This window comes from Polaromonas sp. (assembly GCF_010365105.1).
Taxonomy (GTDB): Bacteria; Pseudomonadota; Gammaproteobacteria; order Burkholderiales; family Burkholderiaceae_C; genus Polaromonas.
Genome location: NZ_JAAFGZ010000006.1, coordinates 22,764 through 48,698, shown reverse-complemented (window position 1 = coordinate 48,698; position 25,935 = coordinate 22,764). Strand labels below are relative to the sequence as shown.

The 25,935-nt window shown below is 62.0% G+C and carries 25 protein-coding genes and 2 pseudogenes; 9 read left to right on the top strand and 18 right to left on the bottom strand.

The window, feature by feature from the left end:
• The first annotated feature begins 84 nt into the window (after positions 1-84).
• The 3 genes from GZ092_RS05255 to GZ092_RS05245 all read left to right on the top strand — a co-directional run bounded on the left by GZ092_RS05255 (position 85) and on the right by GZ092_RS05245 (position 6,165).
• A complete protein-coding gene (locus GZ092_RS05255; RefSeq protein WP_293635058.1) occupies positions 85-1,239 on the top strand; it encodes a branched-chain amino acid ABC transporter substrate-binding protein in 1,155 nt (384 codons plus the stop codon).
• A gap of 146 nt (positions 1,240-1,385) precedes the next feature.
• Complete coding sequence (locus GZ092_RS05250) at positions 1,386-5,444, top strand: Pls/PosA family non-ribosomal peptide synthetase (protein WP_293635057.1); 4,059 nt, start codon at positions 1,386-1,388, stop codon at positions 5,442-5,444.
• A gap of 103 nt (positions 5,445-5,547) precedes the next feature.
• Positions 5,548-6,165, top strand: a complete 618-nt coding sequence (locus tag GZ092_RS05245; protein ID WP_293635055.1) for a 4'-phosphopantetheinyl transferase superfamily protein — start codon at positions 5,548-5,550, stop codon at positions 6,163-6,165.
• Positions 6,166-6,508: 343 nt separating this feature from the next.
• On the opposite strand, the gene GZ092_RS21215 is transcribed toward GZ092_RS05245, so the two are convergent.
• Positions 6,509-6,757: a hypothetical protein gene (locus GZ092_RS21215; protein ID WP_363254298.1), complete on the bottom strand. Its 249-nt coding sequence runs from the start codon at positions 6,755-6,757 to the stop codon at positions 6,509-6,511.
• Here GZ092_RS21215 and GZ092_RS05240 point away from each other — a divergent pair.
• Positions 6,698-7,075 carry a hypothetical protein gene (locus tag GZ092_RS05240; protein WP_293635053.1) on the top strand — a complete coding sequence of 126 codons (378 nt, stop codon included), beginning with the start codon at positions 6,698-6,700 and terminating at the stop codon, positions 7,073-7,075. The genes GZ092_RS21215 and GZ092_RS05240 overlap by 60 nt on opposite strands.
• A 331-nt stretch (positions 7,076-7,406) precedes the next feature.
• Here the strand turns inward: GZ092_RS05240 and GZ092_RS05235 are convergent, their stop codons facing one another.
• The 4 genes and pseudogenes from GZ092_RS05235 to GZ092_RS05220 form a co-directional block, all read right to left on the bottom strand.
• Positions 7,407-9,368, bottom strand: a complete 1,962-nt coding sequence (locus GZ092_RS05235) for a DUF3732 domain-containing protein (RefSeq protein WP_293635051.1) — start codon at positions 9,366-9,368, stop codon at positions 7,407-7,409.
• Positions 9,365-9,853 (bottom strand): three component ABC system middle component, encoded by a 489-nt coding sequence (locus GZ092_RS05230; RefSeq protein WP_293635049.1) that lies wholly within the window; start codon positions 9,851-9,853, stop codon positions 9,365-9,367. The genes GZ092_RS05235 and GZ092_RS05230 overlap by 4 nt, the downstream gene beginning before the upstream one ends.
• Complete coding sequence (locus GZ092_RS05225; protein ID WP_293635047.1) at positions 9,850-11,073, bottom strand: ABC-three component system protein; 1,224 nt, start codon at positions 11,071-11,073, stop codon at positions 9,850-9,852. The genes GZ092_RS05230 and GZ092_RS05225 overlap by 4 nt, the downstream gene beginning before the upstream one ends.
• A 310-nt stretch (positions 11,074-11,383) precedes the next feature.
• Positions 11,384-11,872: pseudogene (locus tag GZ092_RS05220) on the bottom strand (Sua5 family C-terminal domain-containing protein); the annotation flags it as partial.
• A gap of 172 nt (positions 11,873-12,044) precedes the next feature.
• Between GZ092_RS05220 and GZ092_RS05215 the strand changes: the two are divergent.
• A pseudogene (locus GZ092_RS05215) lies at positions 12,045-12,332 on the top strand (BrnT family toxin).
• Positions 12,329-12,553, top strand: a complete 225-nt coding sequence (locus tag GZ092_RS05210) for a BrnA antitoxin family protein (RefSeq protein WP_293635045.1) — start codon at positions 12,329-12,331, stop codon at positions 12,551-12,553. The pseudogene GZ092_RS05215 and the gene GZ092_RS05210 overlap by 4 nt, the downstream one beginning before the upstream one ends.
• A gap of 31 nt (positions 12,554-12,584) precedes the next feature.
• Here the strand turns inward: GZ092_RS05210 and GZ092_RS05205 are convergent, their stop codons facing one another.
• From GZ092_RS05205 to purE, 3 genes are read right to left on the bottom strand one after another with little or no spacing between them, the layout of a single operon-like run.
• On the bottom strand, positions 12,585-13,568 hold the full coding sequence (locus GZ092_RS05205; RefSeq protein ID WP_293635043.1) for an L-threonylcarbamoyladenylate synthase: 984 nt from the start codon (positions 13,566-13,568) through the stop codon (positions 12,585-12,587).
• The gene (locus GZ092_RS05200; RefSeq protein WP_293635041.1) at positions 13,565-14,788 is read right to left on the bottom strand and encodes a 5-(carboxyamino)imidazole ribonucleotide synthase; all 1,224 of its coding nucleotides are present in this window, start codon (positions 14,786-14,788) and stop codon (positions 13,565-13,567) included. Before GZ092_RS05200 ends, GZ092_RS05205 begins: the two co-directional genes overlap by 4 nt.
• Entirely contained in the window at positions 14,785-15,294 is a 510-nt protein-coding gene (gene purE, locus GZ092_RS05195; RefSeq protein ID WP_293635039.1) for a 5-(carboxyamino)imidazole ribonucleotide mutase, read from the bottom strand. Before purE ends, GZ092_RS05200 begins: the two co-directional genes overlap by 4 nt.
• A gap of 218 nt (positions 15,295-15,512) precedes the next feature.
• Here purE and trxA point away from each other — a divergent pair, with 218 nt between their 5' ends.
• Entirely contained in the window at positions 15,513-16,406 is an 894-nt protein-coding gene (trxA, locus tag GZ092_RS05190) for a thioredoxin (RefSeq protein ID WP_293635037.1), read from the top strand.
• On the opposite strand, the gene GZ092_RS05185 is transcribed toward trxA, so the two are convergent.
• The 4 genes from GZ092_RS05185 to GZ092_RS05170 form a co-directional block, all read right to left on the bottom strand.
• Complete coding sequence (locus GZ092_RS05185; protein WP_293635035.1) at positions 16,403-16,798, bottom strand: ribbon-helix-helix domain-containing protein; 396 nt, start codon at positions 16,796-16,798, stop codon at positions 16,403-16,405. The genes trxA and GZ092_RS05185 overlap by 4 nt on opposite strands.
• A 77-nt stretch (positions 16,799-16,875) precedes the next feature.
• Positions 16,876-17,457, bottom strand: coding sequence for a DJ-1/PfpI family protein (locus GZ092_RS05180; RefSeq protein WP_293635033.1), 582 nt, complete (start codon positions 17,455-17,457; stop codon positions 16,876-16,878).
• Positions 17,458-17,561: 104 nt separating this feature from the next.
• Positions 17,562-18,941, bottom strand: coding sequence for a heavy metal sensor histidine kinase (locus GZ092_RS05175; protein WP_293635031.1), 1,380 nt, complete (start codon positions 18,939-18,941; stop codon positions 17,562-17,564).
• The gene (locus tag GZ092_RS05170; protein WP_293635029.1) at positions 18,938-19,612 is read right to left on the bottom strand and encodes a heavy metal response regulator transcription factor; all 675 of its coding nucleotides are present in this window, start codon (positions 19,610-19,612) and stop codon (positions 18,938-18,940) included. The genes GZ092_RS05175 and GZ092_RS05170 overlap by 4 nt, the downstream gene beginning before the upstream one ends.
• 153 nt (positions 19,613-19,765) lie before the next feature.
• On the opposite strand from GZ092_RS05170, the gene GZ092_RS05165 reads away from it, so the two are divergent.
• Positions 19,766-20,281 (top strand): heme-binding protein, encoded by a 516-nt coding sequence (locus tag GZ092_RS05165; protein WP_293635027.1) that lies wholly within the window; start codon positions 19,766-19,768, stop codon positions 20,279-20,281.
• A 63-nt stretch (positions 20,282-20,344) separates the two neighbouring features.
• Positions 20,345-20,755, top strand: coding sequence for a hydroxyisourate hydrolase (uraH, locus tag GZ092_RS05160; protein ID WP_293635025.1), 411 nt, complete (start codon positions 20,345-20,347; stop codon positions 20,753-20,755).
• 181 nt (positions 20,756-20,936) lie between these two features.
• Here uraH and GZ092_RS05155 read toward each other — a convergent pair whose 3' ends face one another.
• The 6 genes from GZ092_RS05155 to GZ092_RS05130 all read right to left on the bottom strand — a co-directional run bounded on the left by GZ092_RS05155 (position 20,937) and on the right by GZ092_RS05130 (position 25,867).
• Positions 20,937-21,233, bottom strand: coding sequence for a type II toxin-antitoxin system RelE/ParE family toxin (locus GZ092_RS05155; protein WP_293635023.1), 297 nt, complete (start codon positions 21,231-21,233; stop codon positions 20,937-20,939).
• Positions 21,230-21,511 (bottom strand): hypothetical protein, encoded by a 282-nt coding sequence (locus tag GZ092_RS05150; protein WP_293635021.1) that lies wholly within the window; start codon positions 21,509-21,511, stop codon positions 21,230-21,232. The genes GZ092_RS05155 and GZ092_RS05150 overlap by 4 nt, the downstream gene beginning before the upstream one ends.
• 64 nt (positions 21,512-21,575) lie before the next feature.
• Complete coding sequence (locus tag GZ092_RS05145; RefSeq protein WP_293635019.1) at positions 21,576-22,493, bottom strand: phosphoribosylaminoimidazolesuccinocarboxamide synthase; 918 nt, start codon at positions 22,491-22,493, stop codon at positions 21,576-21,578.
• A gap of 103 nt (positions 22,494-22,596) precedes the next feature.
• Positions 22,597-23,661 (bottom strand): class II fructose-bisphosphate aldolase, encoded by a 1,065-nt coding sequence (fba, locus tag GZ092_RS05140; RefSeq protein WP_293635017.1) that lies wholly within the window; start codon positions 23,659-23,661, stop codon positions 22,597-22,599.
• A 146-nt stretch (positions 23,662-23,807) separates the two neighbouring features.
• Positions 23,808-25,178 (bottom strand): HAMP domain-containing sensor histidine kinase, encoded by a 1,371-nt coding sequence (locus GZ092_RS05135; protein WP_293635015.1) that lies wholly within the window; start codon positions 25,176-25,178, stop codon positions 23,808-23,810.
• Complete coding sequence (locus tag GZ092_RS05130) at positions 25,175-25,867, bottom strand: response regulator (protein WP_293635013.1); 693 nt, start codon at positions 25,865-25,867, stop codon at positions 25,175-25,177. The genes GZ092_RS05135 and GZ092_RS05130 overlap by 4 nt, the downstream gene beginning before the upstream one ends.
• Positions 25,868-25,935: the final 68 nt, after the last annotated feature.

The following is a 25,935-nucleotide window of genomic DNA, read 5'->3' as shown; positions in this document are numbered from 1 at the left end:
GAACCGCCCTTGCGCTGGCGCAGACCGGGGTAGCAGGGCAAAAACGCACGTCCTATAATTTTTCCTTTGCCAGAAAGATTCGACATGCCCGCCTTTTCCCTGCTGACCGCCCGTTCCCGTATCGCCCTTGCCGCTGCTGCCCTGTGCCTGGCCGCCCCGCTGGTTCAGGCCCAGGAAGTGCAAACCGTCAAGATTGCCCACGCCGGCCCCACGTCGGGCGGCATTGCGCACATCGGCAAGGACACCGAAAACGGCGTGCGCCTGGCGATTGACGAGCTGAACACCCGCAACCTGGTGATTGGCGGCAAGAAGATCAAGTTCGAGCTGATGGCCGAGGACGATGCCGGCGACCCGCGCCAGGCCACCGCCGTGGCGCAGAAGCTGTGCGACGCCAGGGTCGCCGGGGTGGTCGGCCACCTGCAATCGGGAACCTCCATCCCGGCAGCAACCGTCTACAACAAATGCGGCCTTCCCAACATCACGGCGTCGGCGACCAATCCGGACCTGACCAAACCGGGCTACAAGACCACCTTCCGCCTGATCGCCAATGACAACGCACTCGGCGCAGCGCTGGCGATTTTTGCCGGTGACGCGCTGAAAGTCAAAAAAGTCGCGGTGATCGACGACCGCACCGCCTACGGCCAGGGCCTGGCCGACGTGTTCAAGGCCACGGCCAAGCAAAAAGGCATCGAGGTGGTGGCAGAAGAGTTCACCACCGACAAGGCCACCGACTTCATGGCCATCCTGACCGGCATCAAGGCCAAAAAGCCCGATGCGGTGTTCTTCGGCGGACTCGACGCGCAGGCTGGTCCGATGCTGCGCCAGATGGCGCAGCTTGGCCTGACCGATGTGAAGTTCTTCGGCGGCGATGCGCTGTGCACCGAAAAGCTGCCCGAGCTGTCGAGCAAGGCCGCGTCCATCAAAAACGTGACCTGCGCCACCGGCGGCGCGTCGATCCAGAAAATGCAGGGCGGCGCCGAATGGAAGAAAAAGTACGACGCCAAGTTCCCCGGCCAGTTCCAGATCTACAGCCCGTATGCCTATGACGCGACCTTTGTGCTGGTCGATGCGATGAAGCGCGCCAATTCGGTGGACCCGAAAACCTACCTGCCCTTCATCGGCAAGACGCAGTTCAAGGGCGTGACTGCCAACATCGCCTTCACCGCCAATGGCGAGTTGACCCAACCTGCGGTCACGCTGTACGTCTACAAGAACAATCTTCGGACCGCGCTGAACTGATGAACTGATCGTCGGGTTGACCATACGGCCGGTTCGGGCAATCGGTCGGGCTGCCAGACCAGCTTGAAATGAAGGCGACGGGAGCCTCTCAAACTCCCTTCAAAACACAGCTCATCTGTCAAAATCGGGCACTACCAAGCCCCGCAATGACCACGACCCTACTTTCCGACGCCCCCGACCTTTCGCCCCTTCACCTTCTTTCCGCCGACGATCCCGCCCTGCATCCCGGCATATTGCTGGGGCCGCCTCGCCCCGACCTGATTCGCGCTGAAGTGCTTGCCGACCTGCTGGAGGCCACGGCCGCACGCCTTCCGGACCACGTGGCATTGGTCTTCGGTGAGCGCCAACTGACCTACCGGGAACTTGATGCGCAGGCTGATCGAGCGGCCTCCCGCATGATTGAAGCCGGGGTGCGGCCCGGGCAGATCGTCGGCTTGTGGCTGCCGCGTGGCATCGATTTATTGGTGATGCAGGCGGCCATTGCCAAGACCGGCGCCGCCTGGCTGCCGTTTGATGCGGACACGCCGGTCGAACGCATTGCCGTGTGCCTGGACGATGCGAACGCGCCGGGCATCGTCAGCTGCGCCAGCTTCGCGCCGCGTCTGGCAGATTTCGGTCGCGCGGTGTGGACGGCCGAAGCGCTTTCAGCCCCGGACACGACGCCGTTGCTTCGACGTCAGGGCGCAATGCCGTCCGATCCGGCGTATGTCATCTATACCTCGGGCTCGACCGGCAAGCCCAAGGGTATTGAAATCAGCCAGCAAAACATCTGCCACTTCCTGCGCAGCGAAAACGCCCTGCTCGGCATCAAAGACAGCGACCGCGTTTACCAAGGCTTTTCAGTCGCCTTTGACATGTCGTTCGAGGAAATCTGGATCAGCTATCTGGCCGGTGCCACGCTGTGGATTGCGCCCAAGGAGGTGGCATCCGACCCCGAAGCGCTGCCGCGTGCGCTGGAAGAAAACCGCATCACCGTGCTGCACGCCGTGCCGACGCTGCTGGCGCTGTTCAACCAGGACGTGCCGGGCCTGCGGCTGATCAACCTCGGCGGCGAAATGTGCCCGCAAGCGCTGGTGGCGCGCTGGGCAAAGCCGGGACGCCGGGTGTTCAACACCTACGGCCCGACCGAAGCAACGGTGTCAGCCAGCCTGGCCGAATTGCATCCGGGCGAGCCGGTAACCATTGGCCGGCCGCTGCCCAATTACGGCTTGCTGGTCATCAGCACGGACGTCGAAAGCGGCTTGAAGCTGCTGCCACGCGGCGACGTTGGCGAGCTGTGCATCACCGGCCCGGGCGTGGCGGCTGGTTATCTGGGCCGCGCCGACCTGAGCGCCGAGAAATTCCTGGTCAACCCGTGGGCCAGCAGCGCCGAACAAACCCGTCTCTACCGCACCGGCGACCTGGCCCGCATCGACCCGGACGGCTGCGTGCAATGCCTGGGCCGCACCGACGACCAGGTGAAGATTCGCGGCTTCCGCGTTGAACTGGGTGAAATCGAAGCCGTGTTGGCCCAGCAAGCTGGGGTGGGCACGGTCGCCGTGGTGCTGCGCCCCGAGGACGGCATCGACCAGCTGATCGCATTCCTCGTTGCGGAAAGCGGCCAGGCACTTTCAAACACCGTGCTGCGCGCTGCACTCAGCGCCGTGTTGCCACCGTACATGGTGCCCGGCCACTTTGAAATGCTGCAACAGATGCCGCGCCTGACCTCCGGCAAGATTGACCGCAAGGACTTGAAAGCGCGTCCGCTGGCGCTGGTGGCACGCGATGCGGCCGATTCCGACACACCCGAAAGCCCCGCTGAAGAAGCACTGTTCGCCGCTTTGTCGAAGCTGTTTCCTGGCCAAGCGATTCGCCGCAGCGCCGACTTCTTTTCCGACCTGGGTGGCCATTCGCTGTTTGCCGCCCGACTGGCGTCGGCGCTGCGGGCCGATGCGCGTTTTGCGCATGTGACGGTGCGCGACATCTACCAGCGCCGCACCGTCGGGAGCATTGCCGAGGGGCTGGCGCAGGCGCATGACGCACCGCCGCCGGTCGATACCCGCTGGACGCCGCCGTCTGCCTGGAAGCGCTGGCGCTGCGGCACCGCCCAGGCGGCCGCCATCCCGGCGCTGGTGACGCTGCACATGAGCCAGTGGCTGGCGCCCTTCTTTGCCTACCACTTCTTCACCGGCGATGCAGGCGATTCGCTGGTGCTGGCGATTGCCGCCGCGACGGGCGCCTATTTGATTGCCACGCTGCTGGGCTTCGCGCTGGCGATTGCCGGTAAGTGGCTGATCGCCGGTCGCTTGAGGCCGGGCCGCTATCCACTGTGGGGCCTGACGTATTACCGCTGGTGGCTGGCTGACCGGCTGATCGAGTCGGCGCCGACATACATGCTCAGCGGCTCGTCGCTGTATGCGTGGTGGCTGCGTGCCCTGGGCGCACAAATCGGGCGTGACGTGATGATCGGTTCGATCACCCTGCGCGCGCCCGACCTCCTGGTGATTGGCGACGGGGTAAGCATCGGCAATGCGGTCAATTTCGAGAATGCGCGCGTCGAACACGGCGAGTTGCGCCTGGGCGCCATCGCCATCGGCGCGGATGCCGGTGTCGGTTCGTATGCCATTCTGGAGGGCAATACGGCAGTTGGCGCTTTCGGCCACCTGGAAGGGCAAACCGCGCTGAGCGACGGCATGACGGTGCCGGCCGGGCGCACCTGGAGCGGCTCGCCGGCGCGCGATGTCGGCGCGTTCGATCCGGCGTCCAACCCGGCGCGGCCGCCGGTTTCCGGAGTCCGTCTGGCCACCGAAGCGGTGTACTTTCTGTGTGGCGCGCTGCTGATCACGACGCTGTTCTTTTTGCCGGTGTTTCCCAGTTTCATGCTGATCGACTGGATCGACAACTCCGAGAATTTCGGGCCGGTGCCGAACATCGAGATTCCGTTTCAGCTGGCCAAGTATTTCGTGCTGGCCTTCCCGGCCACGGCGGTGCTGATCGTGTTGACCGCCCTGCTGTCGGCGGCGATTCGCTGGGGCGTGCTGCCGCGCATGAAACCCGGCAGCTGGCCGGTGCACAGCAACAAATACTGCGCCAAATGGCTGGTCAACCAGATTCAGGAATGCAGCTTGAGCGTGCTGCATGGCGTGTATGCCACGGTGTATGCGCCGTTCTGGTACCGGCTGCTGGGTGCCAAAGTGGGCCGGGGCGCAGAGATATCGACCGCACTCGGCCTGGTGCCCGACATGCTGACGCTGGGCGAAGACACCTTCATTGCCGACGCGGTGATGCTGGGCGACGAAAAGATCGACGGCGGCTGGATGACGATGAAGCCGACGGTGATTTCGCGGCGCAGCTTTGTCGGCAACGGCGCGTATATCCCTGATGGCACGACGCTGCCGGAAAACGTGCTGATCGGCGTGCATTCGACCGTGCCGGGCAACGATGCGATGCGCAACGGCGACACATGGTTAGGCTCGCCGCCCATCAACCTGCCGGCGCGTGAAGAGGTGCGCGGGTTTGCCGAACACCTGACGTTCCGGCCATCAGTGTTGCGCCGCATCGGACGCGGCACGGTGGAAGCGTTTCGCATCGTCGCGCCGCATGCGTTTGTCATCGCCGTCGGCTACACCGTGGTGCTCGACGTGATGCCACTGGCCGCCGACGGGCGCTGGGGCGAAGTGGTAGCCGACCTGACCCTGGCCGGCTTGGCGTATGGCATCGGCACCTTCGTTTTCGTGGCGGCGCTCAAGTGGCTGCTGCTGCGCCGCTACCAAAAATGCAGCGTGCCGATGTGGACGCCGTTTGTCTGGCTGTCCGAAGCCGTGACCAACCTGTACGAAGGCATTGCCGTGCCGAACTTCATGCGCTACCTGCGCGGCACGCCGTGGTTGCCGGTCGCGTTCAACCTGCTGGGCAGCCGCATGGGCCGGGGCGTGTACCTGGACACCACCGACATCACCGAATTCGACTGCGTGACGATTGGCGACTACAGCGAACTCAACGCCCTGGCCTGCCCGCAAACCCACCTGTTCGAAGACCGCATCATGAAGATCGACCACGTCACCATCGGAAGCCGCGTCTACATGGGGCCACGCAGCGCCGTGCTGTACAGCGCCGTGGTGGGCGACAACGCCAAACTGGGCGCGCTGACGCTGGTGATGAAGGGCGAATTCATTCCAGCGGCAACGGCCTGGCGCGGTTGCCCGGCGGCACCGGCGCGGGTTTGAGGCGGTTGGGGTAGAGGCTGCGGGGCGGAAGATGCTGGAAAGACTGCGAGGGCTGGAAAGGCTGGAAAGTTTGGGACTTAAAAGTCCTGAAAAATTGATCGCTGTGCATTCCTGGCCTGCCTCCCGCGCCTTGCTGGCCGCCAGCGCTGGCAAAGGTTCCGGGTTGCTGGGTTCGGCAGGTTCCGGCAGGGCGGCAGAGTTGCTGGTAATCAGCGTCGTCACACCCGACAGCACCCTGCGCGAAGCGGCCCGCGCGCAAATGCGCGACGCACTGCGCGAAGTGCTGAGCCTGCAACTGGGCTGCGCACCCGAATCGGTTGTCTTGCAATCCATTCCCGGCCAGCCCTTGCGCGTTGAACATCCCGTTCACGGTAAAAACATCGGCCTGTCCGTGAGCCACGAAGCGGGCTTGTCGGTAGCCGCCCTGCGCCACAACGGCCCGGTGGGCGTGGACATCCTGCGCATCGCGCCCGCCTTTGACTGGCAAGCCGTGGCGCATGACTACCTTTGTCCGCAGGCCATTCGCCGGATTGCGGGCCAGCCCGAGTCTGAGCAACCGCTGGCATTTGCTCGTGAATGGACGCGTCTGGAGGCCGGTCTTAAATGTCTGGGGCTGGCGCTGCAAGAGTGGAGTCCGGCGCTGGCGGAAAGGCTTGAAAGCTGCCGTGTGATGGAACTTGATACGCCCGCAGGGCTGTGCGGCGCTGTGGCCTGTCGCTGAATGACTATCGCACTACAAGCCCCAAAGCACTTTAAAAAAAATCTCGCCATATCTAAAATCTGTCTGCGCCTACTACGTCACAAGAGTTGTGTTGATTACAGATGTGCATTTCAAGGGCTCGCCTTGAGCTTGAGACTCGCCTTTTTGTACCTTTTTTCGTGAACGTCCGTTTACTACCCAAAGCGGTCTTCAACTATCCTTGGTTGGCTTACTGGTAGCGGCCACTCGGGGATGAACCAGAAAGCGAAAAAATCAACAGCTGAAAAGCAGCTTCGACCGGTGCGATCGTATAAGGATCTACTGCTCTTCGCCGTGAGTTCGTGCGGCGCAGTGGCGGCAAATATCAAGCTTGGGGATTACGAATACGAGAACGAATGGTGAGAGATTCGGAGCAGTCTATGGGTTGCACGCCCAGCCAGCGCTCCATGACGAAAATCACAACCGTGTGCGATGCATGGACTGCCAGCCTGAGCTTGGCCTCAGATGCCACAATCTGCGGCGGCTTAATTCCGCGCCCGTGCACTGACCCTATGTGAGTGCGATATGCGCCAACGTCGTCAACGCCGTCAACGCCGTCAACGATTGGCGCCAAGCCTTGCAAAATCTTTTTCTGATCGTCCTGCAAGGTATGCTCAATGTTGTGACCAAGATACTACTGCATGGCTTTTCAGAGTGGGCCAATTGCCTTTTTCGTTGGCATTTCCAATCGATTTACGCCGATGTACGTCTTGCACAGCGCTTCAAGGATGGCACAGGCTGTCGTGATCGCTGCGTACGGATCGCGATCAAATTGCGAGATGGCACGTTCGAACTCTGTTTCGATAGACGAAAAGTTGCCAGCTTTGAAAAATCAGCGAGTGACATTGCAGCCGAGTTCACCCCTGCCAGAGTGATGAACCCGTTCATATGATGGGTTAACTGGTTCTGGGCGAAGCTGGCTCGGATGCGCTCTTGTCCGAGGCCAATCTTTTGATTACAGTCGTCGGGCTCTAGGTCCGTGAACTTCTGGATGATCTGGCCGAGCACTTGCATGGGATCGACGCTGGAATCAGCGTTGCGGCGTCGAAGCCAACTGCTGCACTTCGTTTCGCAGTTTCCTTCGGGCACGATTCCCGGCACGCCACTCTCCATAAACAGGGAGTTCAGTGGCGAATGGCTGTAGTAGTGTTCGGCGCGAACAGAAAAACGGCACCGATGACAGAGTTCGGAATCTTGGTTGTCCTGCCTCTTCCTACTTCTGGTCACGACGATGACAGTGGTAGCAAAGGCCAGTCTTCCGGTACCAGTGCTGGAGGCTTCGTCCAAGGCTGCTCAACCAAAGCATCCTGGAACCATTGTTCTCGAAGGTTCGCGTGTTCGGTCACGATGAGTTGAAAGCCCGGGACATCATTCTGCGTGAATTTCAGCAATAGTTCGAATAACCGGCGCACCGCCGCCACATCGGCGTCCGCTTCCGTTTTCTGAACAGATCCGTCCGCTTCCTGATAGATCTTCTCCGACGGAAAATAAACCTGGGTTGGCTGGTCAATGAGCAGAAACTGAGGAATCGGCCTGTTGTTCTTCGCGGCGAAGAGATGCAGAGCCAACAATGCAGAGAGGTGATACGCCAGATGATTCTCACCTCCGCCAGTTCGACTCATTGGTACCGGACGATCTGGACGATCAAAGACGATGGTGAGATGGTTCAGATCGAGCCGCGCCGGGAAGGCGCTGAACTCCGCTTCGAAGGTCTGTATGTAACGTGACACCTGCGCCGAAATGTTGTTAAGGATGGAGACCAGTCGGTCGTGGCTATCGTCGGCCCCAACCCGCTTCTCCAACTCCTCTACCTTGAACTTCAGACGGCGTTGCTCTGCCTCGCGCGAGGCGAGTTCCGCATTGGGGACAAGATTCTCTAAAAACAAGCTAACGCGACCTACGACCCGTGCAGCCGCATTGTTGCGCGTCCCCATTTGCGCAATAACTTCATTCGCCGCGATCGCCGCTGAAAGCTCGGCTTCCTTGCTCTTGATTGCGGCTACAACTTCTCTCACCTTGTCATCCTGTTCGGTCAGGTAAGCCTCGAGCTTCGGACGTTGCCCGACCACGATGCTCATCTCCGCGTCGAGTGTCGTCAACTCGTTGAGAAGCATTTGCGCGACAGGGGACTCCAACGCCAGATTCGCTTCGCAGAATGGCCATTGCCATTCACCCGTCTCAGGGTTCTTGGGAAGAGCTTTGATGGAAGCGAGCCGATCTTTCTGCTCCATCGCCTCACTCTCAAAACCGCCGGCCTGCTTCGAAAACTGGCGGGCGGCATCAATCTTGGACTGAACCGCACGTCGATCCTTGCGTAGCTGACCAATCTCTTCTTCGAGCCGAGATATCCGGTAACCGTCGTCATCAGGAACCGAGGCTGGCTTCCATTCCAAGGCAGTGCGCAAGGCGTTGATCACACCATCAGCCCCAGCTTCTTGGTTCTCCAGCCCAATGATGCCGACCGTCTTGGCCTCCGAGAAAAGACCGATCCCCTTTTGCTGGGACGTATCTATGGCGTCGCGGGCTTGCTCCAGTAGCTTGGCGTTGAGCTTCAGTTCTCGCTGGGCAGCGCGCAGCTTAACTTCCAGTTCATACCGATCGCTTGAGGAAATTCCAAGAAGTATCGGCAGCGTATCGCGGATCGCCTGTGGCTGAAACCCTTCATTCTGACGATAGAAGAGCTGATCCTTATTGGCGACAATTCCTTGTTTCTGGAACAGGTAATAGTAGGTGTGTTTGACGTTTGCTTCGTAGCTCTCTCGGCTGTGCTCGATCGCGACATCGGTTCGATTTTCAGGAATGCCTAGCAATCGTGACAGCATTGCAACCACCCCATCGTCATCGGTATTGACCACCAGATCCTTGAAGTCCGGGGCTGTAAGCTGACGTCCCCGTCGCTGCATGGCGGTGCTGCAACTCGTCCCCCCAGCAGTTGGCGTGGGCTTCGCGATCAGAACCTGTTCCTGGGGGAACTGATAGATCACAGCGAACCAGGCCACTTTGTCGCGAATGATGCCTTCGGGGACATTGAAGGTCGAGCGCCCCATACAGTATTCAACAATCTCAGAGAGTGCTGATTTTCCGGTGGAGGAGCGCCCGGTGATGACGTTCAGGCCATCCACCTTAAACTGAAGATCTCGGCGCTGGCCGTCGTGGCTGTAGATATGAATTGACTTAATCTTCATGGGCGTATTCCAAAGGTCGTGTACACCGTCACGCGGTCTGCGATGCGGGCAAATTCTTTTCCAACGATGCGTGCCACACGCTGACAGGAAACCGATTCGTCGGTCCCTGTCACCGACTTGCGAACCCGGCTCGATACTGTTTTCAACCGGCCATCCTGCGATACGACAAAACATCCCCGCTCCATCAGCAAGCCGAAAGCCTCCAGTGCGAATGGCAACATGTCGCTGGTCCGCTCGGCGAAGCCGACCAGTAACTGAGGATTTTTCTCGACGATCTTGAGCAGATAGCTGCGAGAGTTTCCCGCGATCACTTGACGAGCGTCTTTCTGCAGACACAGTGGCAATACGAGCAGCGCGAGAGAAAACGGCATGCCATCCGGGTTCTCTTCCTCATAGCCCAGCAATGCTCTGAACAGCACAAGGCCGCAGAAGGCGGGATTGAAAAGATTTCTAACTTCGAATGGCCGTTGATCCCATCGTTTCATTCCGCAGCCCCCAACACCTGACCGACACGATCAAGGAAGCGAGGGTGCCAGTAGACCCTTGGAAGCGGCCGGCTGTTGGCAAGAATATGAAATCCGCCACGGATCACGTAGGGTTCGGTCACGCGCTCCCTGATGCGAAGCGTGCTGCTGTTGCCACTCTCGATGTCAACCCAGCGATACAGTGCTTTGCCTGCGTCCAGAAGAACCGCATCGGCGCTTTCTTTATCGAGTTCTTCGAACACCAAGTCGCGGTACCGGCTCCATTCATCGACAAGGCGGTCTTCGTACTCTTCCATTTCCCCCGAAATCAGGAGGCTCTCGCGAGCCCAGGAAGATCGCTGCTCGAAAGCCCGGTAGTAATCCAGGATGGCGTTGCGGATACGGTTGGAGGCAATACCAATTTCTCGCAGTTGCGCAACAAAAAGTCGAGGATCGTTATCTACGTCGATCTCTCCCTCCGGTACTTTCCCTCTGAATGTGACGGGAAGGTTATCTGACCTGTACTCCTCGGCAAACGCGGATAGCTTGTCTGAGACCTCGTACCCGAAGATTGGCTCGGTGCGCTTTCTGACCAGCAGATTGACGATGGTGTCATTCCACCAACCTTCGAGACGCTCAAAGATGGCGTTCCGGTTGTCACGATGGATGCCGCGCATGTGTTGATCTTTGATGATTGACGGCACATCTTCGATGCGCGATCCGCCATCAAAAATTACGATACGCGAGAGAAAATCCTCTTTTTCGTGGTCATTGAATTTGTGGAACTCTTCGGCGATTGGGCCGATAAGTTTCGACTCTGTTTTGGCCAGAACATCGGCTGTGAGTTGGGACAGCGACTTGACTTCGTCGTCGTACGCAGGCTGCTCAAGTAGGAAGCGTCGCAAGAACGACGTGCTTGAAACAGTGCCTGTTGAAAACAGAAAAAACCGAAGGCTGGCCTCGCTACGGCCGTCACGGTTGTAGCGTGCAATCCAGATTCGGACCGACTTCCAGAAGTCTGTGGATAGGTCCGTCAGGCGATCGCCGACACCCTTGTGTTTGAGCGAGGCAAGAGTTTTGACGCCGTCCTTGTCGATGAAATCAAGGTCATCATCCTTTTCAATCAGGATCGACGTACTCTCCGGCAGCTGTAAAAGCTTCAGCAGACCGAAACGAGGCTGATAGATGTATCCCAAGCCTTGCTCGCCTGCGGCGTACTGATCGGTGGAACCCTCTGCCATGCTCAAGTCCCCATGTCGATTATTCTGTCTATTGAACCGCCGGAGACGTTCGTCAATCAAGGCAAGTCAGCTATCACAGCCCATCCAAGATCCGCGACGTTTCATTGCTGTTCCTCGTAGCCTCGCCTTCCGAAAATTCTCATACATGTCTATCGACGGGCAGCAAAGAATAGTAACAAAAAGATTCTCCGATCTAGTGGACATCAACAAGGTAGATTGGATGGTGAATTTTGCCTGCTTCAAACCCGTCACTGATGTGCGCCCGCAACTGGCCGTAACCCACTAGTCACCTCAAAGCCACCCAACCCCCTCAACTCGCCGCCGCCCGTCCCAGTCGGTCGCACACGCCGTCCCATTCGATATCAACGGGCAAGGTTTCCACTCAGATCAGCCGTACCCCCTGCGCGTCAAAACTGCGTAGCACCGAAAACAGCTGTTGCGCGGTCGCCAGCGCGTCGTCGGGCATGCGGCGGTAAAGCACGTTCGGGGACTGGATGCGCAAAATCGTGCGGGCATAAACGGCGATGTGCGCCGCGTCTGCGCCCAGCAGGTCAAGCGCGGTTTGCATGGCACTGGCGTCCATCAGCCGCACCTTGGCTTTGGGCGCGTAGTGCGATTCCAGCGTGCTAGATGCGCGCGGCGTGTTGCCGATTACCTGCACAGCGTCCTTGTCCAGCACCGGCTGGCCGCAGGCGGCTTCGAGTTGTGCGCGGGTCAGCACGCCGGGGCGCAGCAACACGGGCTGGCCGCGTGTGCAATCGAGGATGCTGGATTCGATGCCGACCGCGCACGGCCCGCCGCTGGTGGGCATACCCATTAAGTTGCGTTCACCCTTTGCTAGCTATCGTGACGTTCACTTCTTGCTCGCTGCAGTGCTGCGACGGCGCTCATCCGCAGGCGATTGGCTGTACGTTCAAAAGCTTCCTATTTACTCAACTTGACACGTTCACAGCCGTACATACAATGTATTGATGATTACGTTCGAATGGGACTTGCCTAAAGCTTCAGAAAACCTTAAGAAGCATCGAGTTTCTTTCGAGGAAGCCAAATCAGCCTTCCACGACGAATTTGCCGTTCAGTTCTTTGATGAATAACACTCCTCCGATGAAGAGCGATTTTTGCTGCTGGGCATGAGTTCCGGGGCCAAGTTGCTCATCGTCTGTCATTGCGAGCGTGGACACGGCGCGGTGATTCGCATCATTTCGGCTCGCAAAGCCACCCAGCGTGAAAGCGCGTTTTACCGGGGTAACCAGCCATGAAAGCAGAATACGATCTCGCGACACTGAAGTCGCGCAAAAACCCATACGCTTCAAAGTTGAAAAAGCCTGTCACCATGCGGCTGTCTGAAGACGTTGTGGCGTACTTCAAGGGCATGGCCGATGAGGCTGGGGTGCCGTACCAGAGTCTTATCAACCTGTATTTGCGTGACTGTCTTGCCAATAACCGCAAGGTGCAAATCAACTGGCCCCCGGCTGTCTGACCACCAGAACTGCCCAAACCCTCAACTCGCCTCAACTCGCCGCAGCCCGCCCCAGCCGGTCGCGCACGCCGTCCCATTCGGTGTCAAGGGGCAAGGTTTCCACCCAGATCAGCCGCACGCCCTGCGCATCAAAACTGCGCAGCACCGAAAACAGCTGCTGCGCGGTGGCCAGCGCGTCGTCGGGCATGCGGCGGTAAATCACGTTCGGGGACTGGATGCGCAAAATCGTACGGGCATAGACGGCGATGTGGGCCGCGTCTGCGCCCAGCAGATCGAGCGCGGTTTGCATGGCGCTGGCGTCCATCAGCCGCACCTTGGCGTTGGGCGCGTAGTGCGACTCCAGCGTGCCGGATGCGCGCGGGGCGCTGCCGATGGCCTGCACAGCGTCCTTGTCCAGCACCGGCTGGCCGCAGGCGGCTTCGAGTTGCGCGCGGGTCAGCACGCCGGGACGCAGCAGCACGGGCTGGCCGCGTGTGCAATCGACGATGCTGGACTCGATACCGACCGCGCACGGCCCGCCGTCCAGCACCAGCAGGTCGTCGCCAAACTCGCCGGCCACATGTTCAGCGGTGGTCGGGCTGACGCGGCCAAAGCGGTTGGCGCTGGGGCCGGCGACGCCGGTGTTGCACGCCTTTAAAAAAGCCAGCGCCACCGGATGCGCGGGGCAACGCAGGCCGATGGAGTTTTGTCCGCCTGCTGCCGCCGCCGCCACACCGTCGCGGCGCGGGAGGATCACCGTCAGCGGGCCGGGCCAGAACGCCTGCATCAGCCGCGCGGCAAAGGGCGGCACGCTGCTGGCGTAATCATTGACCTGCGCCGCATCGGCCACATGAACAATCAAGGGATGGTTGGCGGGTCGGCCCTTGGCGGCAAAAATGCCGGCGACAGCGGTGTCGCTGGACGCATCAGCCCCCAGCCCGTAGACGGTTTCGGTCGGAAAGCCGACCAGCCCGCCGGCCTGGATGCGGCGGGCTGCGTCGTCAATCGCTTGCGGGTCGGTGCCGGGCAGAATCATTCGTCGCCTTCAAAACCCGGCAGGCCCAAGATCGCGGCGGCTTGGCGGGCGGTGGCTTTCACGCCGGCCACGTCAGCGCCGGTGATGGTCAGGTGGCCCATCTTGCGGCCCGGCCGGGCCTCGGTTTTGCCGTACAGGTGCAAATGCGCGCCGGGCAGCGCCAGCACGGCTTGCCAGTCGGGCGTGCGCGCCTGGCCGGTGGCGTCAAACCACACATCGCCGAGCAAATTGAGCATGATGGCCGGTGAATGCTGGCGCGGCACGGGCAGCGGCAAGCCGGCCATCGCATGCACCTGCAAGTCGAACTGCGACACGTCGCAGGCGTCCATCGTGTAGTGGCCGCTGTTGTGCGGGCGCGGTGCCATCTCGTTGACGATCAGCGCGCCGTCTGCGCTGCCGTCGTCAATCACGAAGAATTCGACGCACAGCACGCCGACATAGCCGATGTGGTTTGCTATTGATTTAGTAGCTTCTTGTGCCCGTGCAGAAAGCGCAAAAGGCATATTTCCTTCATAAACCTCGGTCACGGCCAGAATGCCATCGACATGCAGGTTGCACTGCGGCGGAAACGCCACGATGGCGCCGTCCCAGCCACGCGCCACGATCACCGAGCATTCGGCGCTCAAAGGCAGCATTTTCTCCAGCACGCAGGCCACCTGCCCCAGTTCGGCCCAAGCCGCCGCCAGTTCAGCCGCCGTCTTGACGCGCAGCTGGCCTTTGCCGTCGTAGCCCATGCGTGCGGTTTTCAGGATGCCTGGCAACAGGTCGTCGGGCACGGCCTGAAGTTGCTCCTGCGTTTCAATGACCGCATAAGGCGCGCAGCGCACGTCCGCCACACCGGCAGAGGCCATGAAATGGGACTTTTCCTGAATCCGGTCTTGTGCAATGGCCACCGCCGCTGCACCCGGTGCGACCGGACGGGCCGCAGCCAGGGCTTGCAGCGCGCTGGCCGGCACGTTTTCAAACTCCGTGGTGATGGCGTCGCACAGCCCGGCCAGTTGCGACAGCCCCGGCACATCGGAATAGGCGGTCTGGACATGGTGGTGGCTGACGCGGCCGGCCGGGCTGTGCGGGTCCGGGTCAAGCACCGCCGTGAAGTAGCCCATGCGCTGCGCAGCATGCACGAACATGCGGCCCAGCTGGCCGCCACCCATCACGCCCAGCGTGGCAGGGCGGCCGGTTTCGTCGACCGTGCCGGGGAAAATTGGCAACGTAGTCATACCGGTGGCAGCGTCATGGCGCGGGCGGCTTCAGTTTGTTCAGCGCGGAACGCCTGCAGCTTGTCGGCCATCGTTTTGTCGTGCAGGGCGAGCATGGCGACGGCAAACAGCGCTGCATTGGCTGCGCCGGCGTTGCCGATGGCAAACGTCGCGACCGGAATGCCTTTGGGCATTTGCACGATGCTGTGCAATGAATCGACACCTTGCAAATGCTTGCTGGCGACGGGCACGCCGAGCACCGGCACGATGGTCTTGGCGGCCAGCATGCCGGGCAAATGCGCCGCGCCGCCGGCACCGGCAATGATCGCCTGCAGGCCACGTCCGGCGGCAGCTTCCGCATAGGCAAACAAATCGTCGGGCATGCGGTGCGCCGACACCACGCGCGCGTCATGCGCCACGCCAAAGTGTTGCAGGATTTGCACCGCGTGCTGCATCGTGTCCCAGTCGCTGCTGGAACCCATCACCACGCCGACCAGGGGCGCTGCGGAATTGTTGGTTGTCGTCATAAGGATTGAAGTGCTGAGGTCGCTGGAAGGCTGTGGGCCGATAAGGCGTGATTTTAAGGTCTGGGGTAGCTAACCAAGCCATGCCCCGGCGCAACCGCTGGCTGCGGCTTGCATGCTATCGTCATGCCTGCTGCCAGAACCGATGACTGCCCTTCCCTTTCAGGGCGCCAGGGCGCTGGCTTGAACCCCCTTATTCCAACCTTTAGTTGCCCAACACCATGATCGACGTCACCATTGCCAATTTTCAGCAGGAAGTCATTGAGGCTTCCACGACCACACCCGTGCTGGTGGACTTCTGGGCGCCGTGGTGCGGCCCTTGCAAGTCGCTGGGACCGATTCTTGAGAAGGTTGAAATCGCCTACGAAGGCCGCTTCAAGCTGGTCAAGATCGACTCGGACCAGGAGCAGCAACTGGGCGAGGCGTTTGGCATTCGCAGCGTTCCGACCTGCATCCTGGTGGTGAACGGCCAGCCGGTGGACGGGTTTACCGGTGCGCTGACTGAAGGCAAGATCAAGGAATTCCTGGACAAGCACCTGCCGCCCGCCCCGGAAGAAGCGCCGCCCGAAGAGGAAGTGGTGCTGGACAACGCGCCGGAAGCCGTGCTCGAACGGCTGCAAAGCGCCGTCGCCGCCGACCCGACCAATGAATCCGCCCGCTTCGACTATGTCAAGCAGCTGCTGAGCCGGGGCCGCGACGACGATGCCAAGGTGGCATTTGCGCCGGTGATTGCCCAGACCGGAACGGTGCGCCGCTTCGATTCCCTGAAACGCTGGATGGATGCTCTTGATTTTGTAGCTGCTCATGCCGATGCAGCAAGCGCGCAAGCCACATTTGATGAAAAAATAGCCGCCAACAAGCGTGATTTCGACACCCGCTTCGACCAGGCCCGCTGGCTGATGGCCGACCAGCGCTGGACCGATGCGCTCGACGAGTTGCTCGAAATCCTGATGCGCGACAAGGCGTGGAACGACGGCCTGGCGCGCAAGACCTACATCGCCATCCTGGACATCATGGAAACGCCCAAGCCCAAGGTCGCCGACGGCCAGATTCCGCCGGAAGACGCCACGGTGGCCACGTACCGCCGGCGCCTGAGCAGCGTGGTGCTGAGCTAGGCTGCCAACGTGCGCGGCACTTCGCAGAGCCGCGCACCCTGCGCCGCCAGCGAACGCCGCTCGGTCGCCAGCACCTGCCTGGCGTTCAGGCTGCCGATGGGAATGGAGGCGTCACGCGGAATGCCACCCGAAAGCTGCAGCGCCAGATAGCGGCCACAGCACACCCGCAGGAACGAGGCGAAATTGTCGATGCCCTCGCGCTCGGCCACCAGTTCGTCATGCAGCCGGGTACACAGTTGGGGCACGCTCATACCGTCGCGCCCGGCAATGTCGGCCAGCACATTCCAGAACAGGTTTTCCAGCCGGATGCTGGTCGCCACGCCATGCAGGCGCACCGAACGGATACGGCTTGCGTAGAGCGCCGGGTCGGCGCTAATAAAGACCTCGCACATTATTTGTCTCCAGCAGTTTTACGTTTTCCGGGGGTCGGTCAGGCTCCCGGAATCATGCAGCGCCCGCTGGCGGGGTGTCAATGCGTGATCTTCGTCCCCAGCAGCACCAGAAACTGGGCAATCCATGCCGGATGGGCCGGCCAGGCCGGTGCCGACACCAGATTGCCCTCGGTATGCGCGGCATCAATGGCAATGTCGGCATAGGTGCCGCCGGCGCGCTCGACCTCGAAGCGGCAGGCCGGGTAGGCCGAGCAGGTGCGCCCTTTCAGCACATCGGCGCCCGCCAGCAGTTGCGCGGCGTGGCAGACGGCAGCGACAGGCTTGTTGGTGTCAAAAAAATGTTTCACCATGGCGACAACTGCCGGATAGCTGCGCAGGTACTCGGGGCCACGACCGCCCGGCAACACCAGCGCGTCGTAGCTTTCCACGTGGATGTCGGCAAACGTGGCGTTGAGCGAGAAGTTGTGCCCCGGCTTTTCGCTGTAGGTCTGGGCGCCTTCAAAGTCGTGGATCGCCGTCTTGATCTGGTCGCCGGCTTTCTTGTCGGGACACACGGCATGCACCGTGTGCCCGACGGCCAGCAGCGCCTGAAACGGCACCATGGTCTCGTAGTCTTCGCAGTAGTCGCCGCAAATCATCAGAATCTTCTTGGCCGCCATGTCTGTCTCCTTGGGGTTAATGAGCGAAACGCTTATTTTTAAGCAGGACGGACCGTTGGTGGTGTTAGCGGGCTGTGACATGGCGCGCTACAGCCAGGCCGCCCTCAGACCAGCACCGGAAAGCGCAAGGTAAAGCAGGTCCCGGCGGCGCTGCTTTCGACCCGCACCGCGCCGCCGTGCAGCTGCATGATGGAGCGCACGATGGCCAGCCCCAGACCGCCCGAGTCGCCCGGCTCGGCGCGCGACGGGTCGCAGCGGTAAAAGCGGTCAAACAGGCGCGGCAGGTGTTCGGGCGCTATCGGCTCGCCCTGGTTGGTCACGCTGATGTCCACCCAGCCGCCGTGCCGCTGGCTGGCGATACGCACCGGGCTGTCGGCGCTGCCGTAGCGCAGCGCGTTGGCCAGCAAATTCGCCAGTGCCCGGCGCAGCAACTGCGGGTCGGCGGACAACGCGCCATCGGCTTCATTGACCAGCACGATGCCGCGCTCCTCGGCCATGCCTTCAAAATAATCGCACAGCTGCGCCGTCGCATCGTGCAATGCGATGGGTTGGCGGTGCAGCACGGCGTCGGGCTGCTCGGCACGCGCCAGAAACAGCATGTTGTCGATCATTCGCGCCAGCCGCTCGTACTCTTCCTGGCTGGACGCCAGCAGCGCCTGGTAGTCCTCGGTGCTGCGGTTTTTTTGCAGCGCGAGCTGGGTCTGGCCCATCAGGTTGTTGAGCGGCGTGCGCATTTCATGCGCCAAATCTTCGGAAAAGCGCGACAGCCGGCCAAAGCCGTCCTCCAGCCGCGCCAGCATCTGGTTCAGCGCGCCGCTGAGCTGTTGCAGTTCGCTGATTTGCTGCGCGGCGTCGAGGCGCAGGTGCAGGTGCTGCACGTCAATAGCCGCCGCGCGCGCCGCCAGCATGCGCACCGGACGCAGGCCGCGCAGACTGACCGCCCAGCCGAGCAAAAACGCCAGCAGCGCCCCGGCACCCAGTGCCAGCCACAGTTTCAGACGGTAGGCGGCGAGCATCTGGCTGCGTTCGGCCAGCAGCTTGCCGGCAATCAGCGTCAGATCGCGGCCGTCCTGGCGTACATGCAGCCAGGCCAGGCGCGACGGCGCGCCCACGCCATCCTGCAACTGCACGCCCGGCCCCGGCGGCAGTGCGGGCACCGGCAAACGTGCCGGGTTGATCTCGATGAGCGGCTGGCCGGTGCCGTCCAGTACCCACAGCAGATCATCGCGGTTGCCAAGCATGTTGGCGTAGAGCTGCGGGCGCTGGCGCAGCGCGTCAATGCTGTCGCTGTCGCCAATCAAGACGCCCATGCGCTCGACGCGGCCGACCAGTGAAATATCGTCGCGCCAGGCAATCTCGCGCTCCAGCGACTGGTACAGGTACAGCCCCAGCGCGCCGAGCAGCAGCACGCTGGCCAGCGCGAACATCAGCGCCAGCCGCAGGCTGAGGGCGCGCGGCCACAGCGCCGTCATCCGTTGCTTCATGCCTCGGGGGCTTCGAGCGTGTAGCCCATGCCGCGAACGGTGTGGATCAGCTTCGGGCTGAACGGGTCATCGACCTTGGCGCGCAGTCGGCGAATCGCCACATCGACCACGTTGGTGTCGCTGTCAAAGTTCATCTGCCACACCTGAGACGCTATCTGCGCCCGCGACAGCACCTCGCCGCTACGCTCCATCAACAGCTGCAGCAATGCGAATTCCTTGTTCGTCAGCACGATGCGTTCGGCGCCGCGCGACACGCGCCGGCGCAGCACGTCGAGCTGCAAATCGGCCACCTGGAAATGCTCGGCCTCGCGCGGCGGGCCACGGCGCAGCAGCGTGCGCACACGCGCCAGCAGTTCGGCGTACGAAAACGGCTTGACCAGGTAGTCGTCGGCACCCAGCTCCAGCCCCTTGACGCGGTCCTGCACCGCGTCGCGCGCCGTCAGGAACAGCACCGGCACCTGACTCTTGCGGCGAATGATTTGCAGCAGTTGCCAGCCGTCAATGCCGGGCAGCATCACGTCCAGAATGATCAGGTCAAACTCGCTTTCCTGCGCAAGGAACTGGCCGTCCAGCCCGTTGTGCGCCACTTCGACCAAATAGCCCGACTCGCCCAGCCCCTTGCGCAAATAGTCTGCCGCCTTGACCTCGTCTTCCACCACCAGTATGCGCATGCGTCGTCTCCTTGCAGACAAGACTAAACGCAAACGGCGCGTGCGTACATGACAAAGTTGTCATCTGTGGGCCATCGTTTTGACGGGGTTGGCGACGCATCATCAAGGCCTTCGCTTCAACAAGCGCCCCTGAATTGACCCCAAGGAAACCCGATGCAACTTATCCCCCGTGCCGCCGCGCTGGCCCTCAGCACCCTGGCACTGTGCGCCGCCGCCGCGTCCAGCGCCTGGGCTGCTCCGGCCGTTACGTTGAAGCAGGAAAACGTCTCGCTGGCCATGGCCAATGAACTGATCAACGCCACGCTGGCCGCCTGCCACGCCGACGGCCGCTCGGCGGTGGCCGTGGTGGTCGACCGGGGCGGCAACCTGATCGCCGTGCAGCGCGACGACAGCGTCGGTCCCCACAACACCGAAGCCGCACAGCGCAAGGCCTTCACAGCACTCTCGACCAAGACGGCGACGCGCCTGCTGGCTACCAACGCCCGTGCCAACCCCGAATCACAAAACCTCAACACCGTCGATTCGCTGCTGCTGATTGGTGGCGGCGTGCCGCTGACCGTGGGCAAGGACGTGATTGGCGCCATCGGCGTCGGCGGCTCGGGCGGCGCAGCGCAGGACGAAGGCTGCGCGCTCAAAGCGATTGCCCAAGTGCTGCCGCCCGCATCTTGAGCCGGCCGCCTGTCGAATTTTTAATCCGTAACCCGTAACTCCACCCAAAAAGGAAACTTACCCATGATGACTTTCAAATCCCTGTGCGCCGGCATTGCCCTGTGCGGCGCTTCAGCCATCGCTTTTGCCGCCACCAACCCGCTGAGCGTTCACGTGCTGAACCTGCAAGACGGCCTGCCTTCGCCCGGCGTCAAAGTGCTGCTGGAAAAGCAGGACGGCAAGAACTGGACCGAATTGAACAGCGGCACGACCAACGAGCAGGGCCGCATTCCGGCGCTGTACCCGGAAGGCAAGACACTGGAAAAGGGCAACTACCGCGTCACCTTCAAGACGGGCGACTGGTTTACCCAGCACAAGATGACGACGTTCTTCCCTGAAGTGCCGGTGATTTTTGCGGTGGACGGTACGGTGCCGCATTACCACATCCCGCTGCTGCTGAGCCCTTACGGCTTCTCGACCTATCGCGGCAATTAAGCGCAAGCCAGAAGGCGTGCAGACCGTTGGCGGTTTGTGCGATTTCCATTAAAAAAGCCCCGCTGCGTTTTTCGTAGCGGGGCTTTTTTGCTATTGAATCAGTAGCTTCTCGGGCTTATCCAGTGTGCGCTGCAAGCATATTTTTCATAAAACGGCTCTTTCCGTTGTGCCGTGCGCAGCATCATCCTTTTTTGTAGCCGTGCTCGCGCTGGCTGCGCACTGCCAGCACAAACGCTGTGTCCAGCGTCGGGTCGTAACGGTAAAGCGCCAGGTAGCCACTGCTGCCGGTAGCAATCACCAGTTCACGCTGGCCGAAGGCCATGGGCCGACCGATCAATGGGCTGGTTTGCAGAATATCGATAGCGGCAATGATGGCTTCGATGCGCGTCGCGGCGGAATCAGGCGCGTACTCAAAAAGAAAATCGAAAATCCGGTCGAAGTCGGCCCTGACTTGCGCGGCCAGAACAATCCGGCTCACTGTGACTGCGGCGTGGATTCAGGCATGGCGGCTGCATCGCTCAGGCGTCCACGCAAGTACGTGCGCATTTCATGCCATTCAACGCCTGGCTCGCCGGCCATCAAGGCCATGTCGCGTTGCCGGGCTTCACGCTGCATGTCCAGCTTCCACTCGGCCTCATCCGCTTTTTGCGCCAGCGCTTCGAGCATGAAGTTGTGTGGCGTCTGGTCAAAAGCTTTCGCCAGCCGGACGATCCGCTCGCGCAATGCGTTTTCAATCCGTAAGGTCGTGGTGGACATGAGACTTTCCTTGCAGGTTAATTTGTGACACAAGTGTGGCACAAATCTTTGAAGTCTTCAAACCTTAAGCCGTCAGCCGCGCCATCGCCTCCTGGTACTTGGCGGCGGTCTTGGCAATCACGTCGGGCGGCAGGTGCGGCGATGGCGGGGTCTTGTCCCACGGCTTCCCGTTGATGCGCACGGCTTCCAGCCAGTCGCGCACGAACTGCTTGTCGTAGCTCGGTGGATTCTCGCCCGCAGCAAAGGCGGCTTCGTAACCCTCTATGGGCCAGTAGCGCGACGAATCGGGCGTCAGCACCTCGTCCATCAGCGTCAGCGTGCCGTTGTCGTCGAGGCCGAACTCGAACTTGGTGTCGGCAATGATGATGCCCTTGGTCAGCGCGAAGGCGGCGGCGGTTTCATAAATCGCGATGCTGAGTTGCTTGATCTGCGCGGCGAGTTCGGGGCCGACGATGGTCACGACCTGCTCGTAGCTGATGTTTTCGTCGTGCTCGCCGGCCTCGGCCTTGGCGGCGGGTGTGAAGATGGGTTCGGGCAGCTTGCTGGCGTTTTTAAGGCCTGCGGGCAGTGGCACGCCACAGACCGACTGGCTCTGCTGGTATTCGGCCCAGCCGCTGCCGGCCAGGTAGCCGCGCACCACCGCTTCCACCGGAATGGGTTTGAGGCGCTTGACCAGCATCGAGCGGCCCACGACCTGCGGGATTTCAGCTGCCGTCACCACGCTTTCAGGCGCCTCGCCGGTCAGGTGGTTGGGGCAGATGTCGCCCAGCTTGTCGAACCAGAACAGTGCCATTTGCGTCAGCAGCGCGCCCTTGCCGGGAATCGGCTCACCGAGGATCACGTCAAAGGCGCTCAGGCGGTCGCTGGCCACCATCAGCAGCCGGTCCTTGCCCACGGCATAGTTGTCGCGCACCTTGCCGCGTGCCAGCAGGGGCAAGGAAGTCAGGGCCGAGGTATGAAGTGCGGGGGTCGTGGTGGTCATGCGGGTCTGCAGGTTGGAAAAATGAAAAAGCCCGTGCGACGCGGGTCGGGCACGGGCTTTGAATTATCGCCAATCCGGCGAAGCGAGGGGCGCAGGCGCCGGGTTAATGAACGACTTGCGCCAGTTCGCCCTTGGCGTACTCGCCGGCGACGCTAGAGAGGCTGCGGCCCTTGATGCCGGCGGCCTGGCCTTCGCAGCCGAACTCGATGTAGCGCTGCTTGCAGATCGCCTTGGCGGCTTCACGGGCAGGCTTGAGCCATTCCCGGGCATCAAACTTCTCGGGGTTCTCGGCCAGGAACTTGCGCACCGCGCCGGTCATGGCCAGACGGATGTCGGTGTCGATGTTGATCTTGCGCACGCCGAACTGGATCGCCTTCTGGATTTCCTCGACCGGCACGCCGTAGGTTTCCTTCATGTGGCCGCCGTACTGGTTGATCTGCGCCAGCAGATCCTGCGGCACGCTCGACGAGCCGTGCATCACCAGATGGGTGTTGGGAATGCGGCGGTGGATTTCCTTCACGCGCTCGATCGCCAGAATGTCGCCGGTGGGCTTGCGCGTGAACTTGTAGGCGCCGTGGCTGGTGCCGATGGCAATCGCCAGCGCGTCCAGCTGGGTACGCTTGACGAACTCGGCGGCTTCCTCGGGGTCGGTCAGCAGTTGGTCATGCGTCATGACGGCGTCGGTGCCGTGGCCGTCTTCCTTGTCGCCCTGCATGGTTTCCAGGCTGCCGAGGCAGCCAAGCTCGCCTTCGACCGACACGCCGGTGGCGTGCGCCATTTCGACCACCTTGCGCGTGACTTCGACGTTGTACTCGAAGCTGGCGATGGTCTTGCCGTCGGCTTCCAGACTGCCGTCCATCATCACCGAGCTGAAACCCAGCTCGATGGCGCCCTGGCAGATCGCCGGGCTCTGGCCGTGGTCCTGGTGCATCACCAGCGGAATATGCGGATAGGCCTCGACCGCCGCCAGGATCAGGTGCTTGATGAAGGCTTCGCCGGCGTACTTGCGCGCGCCTGCGCTGGCCTGCAGGATGACAGGCGCACCAACCTCGTCGGCAGCGGCCATCACGGCCTGGACCTGCTCCAGGTTGTTGACGTTGAAAGCCGGGATGCCGTAGCCATTGGCTGCGGCATGGTCCAGCAGTTCGCGCATCGAAACGAGTGCCATGATTGAGAGTCCCCTGAAAAGTTGAAAAGCTGAAGAAAACGGTGGTGTGCGTGGGCGGGTAGCGCAACTGGCGATGCCACGCTGGCTGACGGTAACCGCAAGGTAACCTTAACCTTCATTCTACTGTCTGCCAATAGTCCGTTAGGTCATGAAACCGCCGGGAAACAAAGGCGATAACACCGGTTGAACGGCACCGCTGCCATGTGTTGCGCGAAGCTGCCGCCATGAATGTCCATCACCCGGCCCACGATCTTGTGCCCCAGACCCAGTCGATCAATAGAGGCCGGGGTGGCGGCCGGCGCGTCGTGGCCGCCCTGGCCGTCATCGCAGACCTGCAGCCAGGCGCGGCCCGCATCGTTTCCCCATTGCACGCACACAGCAGTGCCGCGGGCGGTGTGCTGCAGGGCGTTGTCGATCAGGTTGCGCAAGGCCAGCTCCAGCAGCAGGGGATGCGCCAGCACGGTCTGGTGTTCATCCCCCTGGACGCTCAGCCGGTGGCCGCTTTGCCAGGCCGTCTGCGCATAACCGGCCACGACTTCCCGCGCGAGTACGGCCAGGTCCAGCGGCACCAGCGCCTGCTGCATGCCGGCCTGGCCGGTGCGCGCCAGCGCGAGCAGCTGGCTGATGACATGGCCTGCGCGCAGCGCATCGGTGCTGATCTGCTGCAAGGCTGCGGCTTGCGCCGGGGCCGGCAAGGCACCGCGAAGCGATGCGGCCTGCAGGGCAATCGACGACAGCGGGGTGCGCAGCTCGTGCGCAATTTCACTGGCCAGCTGCCGTTCCCGCTCCAGTGCCGCCTGCTGCTGGCCCAGCAGCCGGTTGATGGAGCGCACCACCGAGTTGAATTCGCGGTAGGGGTGGCGGGCCTGCAGGCGGGCCGTCTTGTCCACCTCCAGCGCTTCCACATCGCGCGAGAGCGCCTGCAGTGGCCGCAGGCCCCGCAAAATAGCCGCGCCCAGCGCCAGCGCCACCACCGGCAGGAGCCACAGAACGGGTTCGGCGAGCTGGGCAGCCACATCCTCGGCCAGTGCCTCGCGTTCCTCGAACTTAACCAGCACCACCACCTGCCGGCTGTGCGTGGCATCCCATTGGGAAAAACTGCGCCAGGCGCTTGCCGGGGTTCCAAGCAGCAGGTCGGCAAACCCGTCACGCGGGACAAAGTCAGGCACCGGCGCCTCGCCCGAGCGTGCCAGCAGATGGCCGGCCGCGTCGCGCACCACCACGCTCAGGGAAAACTGGTAGTCGTGGTGTTTCAGGCTGTCCAGCGCCGGCCGGACCATGTTGAGGTTGGCCTGGCGATTCGGCTCCAGGGAACTTGCCATGAAGGGCGGCAGGTCCAGCGTCAGCAACAGCGCCGCCGTTCCCGCCAGCTGGCCATCGGTCAGTTCGTCGGCCTCATGGATGCCGGTGCGGTGTCCGACGGCGAAAAATCCGGCCCACACCAGCAGCAGCGCCGCCAGCACGCCCAGCACCAGGCGGCGCGTCAGCGAGGCCTGGCGGCCTGCAGGGGGCGTCATGGCGGGTCTTCCCGGGGAATGAAATAGCCGACGCCACGCAGCGTCTGGATCACGCTTTCCCCGATCTTGCGGCGCAGATGATGCACATGCACTTCGACCGCATTGCTGCCCACGGCATCCTGCCAGCTGTAAAGCCGTGCCTCCAGCTGCTGGCGCGACAGCACACGGCCGCGCGATTCGAGCAGCAGCAGCAGCAGGGCAAACTCGCGCGGCGTCAGTTCCAGCGGCTGGCCGGCGCGCAGCACGGTGTGGGCGGCCGGGTCGACCACCAGGTCGCCATGCACCAGCAGTGGATGGGCGCGCCCCCCGGCCCGGCGCAGCAACGCGCGCATGCGGGCTTCCAGCTCGTCCAGGTCAAACGGCTTGACCAGGTAGTCGTCGGCGCCCAGGTTCAGCACGAGGATGCGGTCGGCGACCTGGTCGCGGGCGGTCATGATCAGGATTGGCGTCAGGGTGTCGGGCAGGCCGCCTGCGGCTGCGGGCGCCTGCCGGATGCGCTGCACCAGCTGGCTGCCATCGCCATCGGGCAGGCCCAGGTCCAGCAGCACCAGGTCGAACGCTTCGCTGCGCAGGGCTGCCCAGGCGCTGCGCAGCGTGCCGCACACATCGACCGCATAGCCCCGCTGCTGCAAGCTGGACTTCAGGCCCAGGGCAATGCCCGTGTCGTCTTCAACCACCAGGATTCTCATGCGCCTATTGTCGCGCCCGTGACTTATTTTTCAGAACTTCGCCGGTCTTTAAGAGTGACTTAAGGCAT

Bases quoted from the DNA above. Each gene is read 5' to 3' on its own strand.
- GZ092_RS05165 (WP_293635027.1), top strand. From the start codon at position 19,766: ATGCAACTTATCCCCCGTGCCGCCGCGCTGGCCCTCAGCACCCTGGCA.
- trxA (WP_293635037.1), top strand. From the start codon at position 15,513: ATGATCGACGTCACCATTGCCAATTTTCAGCAGGAAGTCATTGAGGCT.
- GZ092_RS05145 (WP_293635019.1), bottom strand. From the start codon at position 22,493: ATGACCACCACGACCCCCGCACTTCATACCTCGGCCCTGACTTCCTTG.
- GZ092_RS05255 (WP_293635058.1), top strand. From the start codon at position 85: ATGCCCGCCTTTTCCCTGCTGACCGCCCGTTCCCGTATCGCCCTTGCC.
- purE (WP_293635039.1), bottom strand. From the start codon at position 15,294: ATGACGACAACCAACAATTCCGCAGCGCCCCTGGTCGGCGTGGTGATG.
- GZ092_RS05225 (WP_293635047.1), bottom strand. From the start codon at position 11,073: ATGGCAGAGGGTTCCACCGATCAGTACGCCGCAGGCGAGCAAGGCTTG.
- GZ092_RS05230 (WP_293635049.1), bottom strand. From the start codon at position 9,853: ATGAAACGATGGGATCAACGGCCATTCGAAGTTAGAAATCTTTTCAAT.
- GZ092_RS05235 (WP_293635051.1), bottom strand. From the start codon at position 9,368: ATGAAGATTAAGTCAATTCATATCTACAGCCACGACGGCCAGCGCCGA.
- GZ092_RS05250 (WP_293635057.1), top strand. From the start codon at position 1,386: ATGACCACGACCCTACTTTCCGACGCCCCCGACCTTTCGCCCCTTCAC.
- uraH (WP_293635025.1), top strand. From the start codon at position 20,345: ATGATGACTTTCAAATCCCTGTGCGCCGGCATTGCCCTGTGCGGCGCT.
- GZ092_RS05205 (WP_293635043.1), bottom strand. From the start codon at position 13,568: ATGATTCTGCCCGGCACCGACCCGCAAGCGATTGACGACGCAGCCCGC.
- GZ092_RS05170 (WP_293635029.1), bottom strand. From the start codon at position 19,612: ATGCGCATACTGGTGGTGGAAGACGAGGTCAAGGCGGCAGACTATTTG.
- GZ092_RS05210 (WP_293635045.1), top strand. From the start codon at position 12,329: ATGAAAGCAGAATACGATCTCGCGACACTGAAGTCGCGCAAAAACCCA.
- GZ092_RS05180 (WP_293635033.1), bottom strand. From the start codon at position 17,457: ATGGCGGCCAAGAAGATTCTGATGATTTGCGGCGACTACTGCGAAGAC.
- fba (WP_293635017.1), bottom strand. From the start codon at position 23,661: ATGGCACTCGTTTCGATGCGCGAACTGCTGGACCATGCCGCAGCCAAT.
- GZ092_RS05185 (WP_293635035.1), bottom strand. From the start codon at position 16,798: ATGTGCGAGGTCTTTATTAGCGCCGACCCGGCGCTCTACGCAAGCCGT.
- GZ092_RS05150 (WP_293635021.1), bottom strand. From the start codon at position 21,511: ATGTCCACCACGACCTTACGGATTGAAAACGCATTGCGCGAGCGGATC.
- GZ092_RS05135 (WP_293635015.1), bottom strand. From the start codon at position 25,178: ATGACGCCCCCTGCAGGCCGCCAGGCCTCGCTGACGCGCCGCCTGGTG.
- GZ092_RS05130 (WP_293635013.1), bottom strand. From the start codon at position 25,867: ATGAGAATCCTGGTGGTTGAAGACGACACGGGCATTGCCCTGGGCCTG.
- GZ092_RS05175 (WP_293635031.1), bottom strand. From the start codon at position 18,941: ATGAAGCAACGGATGACGGCGCTGTGGCCGCGCGCCCTCAGCCTGCGG.
- GZ092_RS05200 (WP_293635041.1), bottom strand. From the start codon at position 14,788: ATGACTACGTTGCCAATTTTCCCCGGCACGGTCGACGAAACCGGCCGC.